This window comes from Streptomyces sp. NPDC034670, assembly GCF_055574875.1.
The window spans coordinates 1-2,576 of record NZ_JBVITR010000128.1 but is presented as its reverse complement, the minus strand read 5'-3'; the positions used below and the strand labels follow the sequence as shown (position 1 = coordinate 2,576).

The window sequence follows — 2,576 nt, the reverse complement described above, 5'->3', positions numbered from 1 at the left end:
GCCATCCCCACCCCGCCCGCCGCGGCATGGATCAGCACCGACTCCCCGGACCGCACACCCGCCAGGTCCACCAGCGCGTAGTAGGCGGTCAGGAAGACCACCGGCACGGACGCGGCCTGCTCGAAGGTCCAGCCCTCCGGCACCCGCGCCAGCAGCCTGGCATCGGTGACGGCGGTCGGCGCGAACGCCCCGTCCAGCAGGCCCATCACGCGGTCGCCGACGGCGACGCCGGTGACGTCCGGGGCGACCTCGACGATCACGCCGGCGCCTTCGAGGCCCAGCCGGCCCGCGTCGCCGGGGTAGGTGCCGAGGACGTTGAGCACGTCGCGGAAGTTCACGCCGGCCGCCCGCACCGCGACCCGGACCTGGCCCGGCCCCAGCGGCCGCGGCGCCTCGGGGACGACCGCGACGCCGTCCAGCCTGCCTCGCTGTCCGACGTCCAGCCGCCAGGAGGCGTCGGGCCGCGCGGATGGCGGGACGAGCACCCCGCCGGAGGTCATGCGCACGACCCGCGGCACTCGGGCCTCCCCTTGGCGGAGGACCAGTTGGGGCTCGTCGAGCGGGGACAAACGGGCGGCCAGCGTGCGGTACGAGGCGGCGGTGCCGTCGACGTCGACCAGGGTGAAACGGCCCGGGTGCTCGCTCATCGCCGACCGCACCAGGCCCCACACTCCGGCGCCCACCGGGTCGGCGGACACGGTGCCGGTGGACGCGGGGCCGGCGAACGACGTGCCGTCGGGCTCCGTGGCGGCGGGGCACGGGACGACTGCACCGGTGGTCATCACCACCAGGGGCGTGTCAGCCCACCGCTCCTGCGCCAGCCAGGTCCGCATGGCATCCAGAACACCAGTAACCCCACCCAGGAGTTCACCAGAGTTCACGCCGACGGCGAGCACGACGGCCGAGGGCACGGGCTCGCCCGCCTCCACTGCGGCGGTGAGTGCCGCCAGACTGGGGTGGTGTGTCGCGGTCAGACCGGCCTCGGACCACAGGTCCGCGTCGGCACCGTCACCGATCACCGCCCACTGGCCCACCCGCGCCGGGGTCCGTTCGAGGTCGGCGGATGCGGCGGCGGGTGCGAGGATCCAGTCGAGCCGGAACAGGTTGTCCGCGCCGGTGGCGGCCTGTGCCAGGGTGGCGGCGGACACGGGGCGCAGCAGCAGCGAGTCGACCGCGGCCACGGGTTCCCCGGTCGCGTCGGCGACGCGCAGCGTGTACTCGCCCGAGCCGCGCGGCGTGATCCGCGCCCGTACCCGGCTCGCCCCGACGGCGTGGAACGTCACTCCGGACCACAGGAACGGCAGCAGCGCTTCCGGTTCCTCCTCCTGGTCGCCGCGCAGGGCCAGGGCGTGCAGGACGGTGTCCAGCAGTGCCGGGTGCAGGCCGAAGTCCGCTGCCTGCCCGGACACCGGCTCGGGCAGCAGCGCCTCCACGAACAGGTCGTCGCCCCGCGTCCAGACCCGGCGCAGGCCCCGGAAGGCGGGCCCGTAGGAGAGTCCGGACTGGCCGAGCCGGGTGTAGAGGGCGTCGAGATCGAGGTCGAGTTCGTCGGCGGCCGTGGGCGGCCAGCTGCGCAGGTCACTCGCGTCCCGGTCGTCGTCGCTGGTGCGGTGGTTGCCCGTCTCCGGGGTGAGCAGACCGGTGGCGTGCAGGGTCCACGGCTGGTCGGGAGCGGCGTCGTCGGGACGGGCGTACACCTGGACCGCACGGCTGCCGTCCCCGTCTCCGGACGGCGGCTCGACGCCGACCTGAACGCTGACGCCGCCGTCCCGGGACAGCACCAGGGGTGCCTGGAGGGTGAGTTCGGACAGCCGCGCGCACTCGGCCAGGTCGCCGGCCTGGAGGGCGAGCTCGACGAACGCCGTGCCGGGCACGACGACGTTGCCGGCCACGACGTGATCGGCCAGCCACGGATGCGTGCGGACCGACAGCCGCGACGTGAGGAGCAGCGTCTCGGACCCGGCGACGGAGACGGCAGCGCCCAGCAGCGGATGCTCGGCACTGCCGAGGCCGAGGCCGCGGGCGTCGACGGCCGCGCGGGCGGGCTCCAGCCAGTACCGCCGCCGCTGGAAGGCGTACGTCGGCAGCTTCACGCGGCGCGCGCCCGTACCGGCGAAGACACCTGCCCAGTCCACGGTGGCGCCACGAACGAAGAGTTCGGCAACGGCCGTGAGCAAGGTCTCGGGCTCCGGACGGCCCTTGCGCAGCACGGCGAAGGACGGCGCCGCTGCCGCCGGGTCGACAAGACCCGACAACACCGGGTCAGGCCCGATCTCCAGCAGCCGGCCGGCGGCGAGGGAGTCGGTGGCGGTGCGCAGCGCGTCGTGGAAGAGGACGGGGCGGCGTATCTGCTCCACCCAGTAGGCGGGATCGGTCCAGTCCGTGTCGCCGACGGACTTCCCCGTGACCGACGAAGCCGCGGCGAGCGTCGGTCGACGGTAGTCGATCCGGGCGGCGATCTCGGTGAACTCGTCGAGCATCGGCTCCATCAGCGGCGAGTGGAAGGCGTGCGAGACCCGCAGCCGGGTGGCGCGGCGCCCGCGGTCGGTGACGGCCGCCACCACGCGCTCCACACC

1 protein-coding gene is annotated in these 2,576 nt (G+C 74.7%); it reads right to left on the bottom strand.

Features of this window, described 5'->3' with window-relative positions:
* The coding region (locus ACZ56B_RS32735) for a polyketide synthase dehydratase domain-containing protein (protein ID WP_468798699.1) at positions 1-2,576 on the bottom strand (2,576 nt) is incomplete at both ends.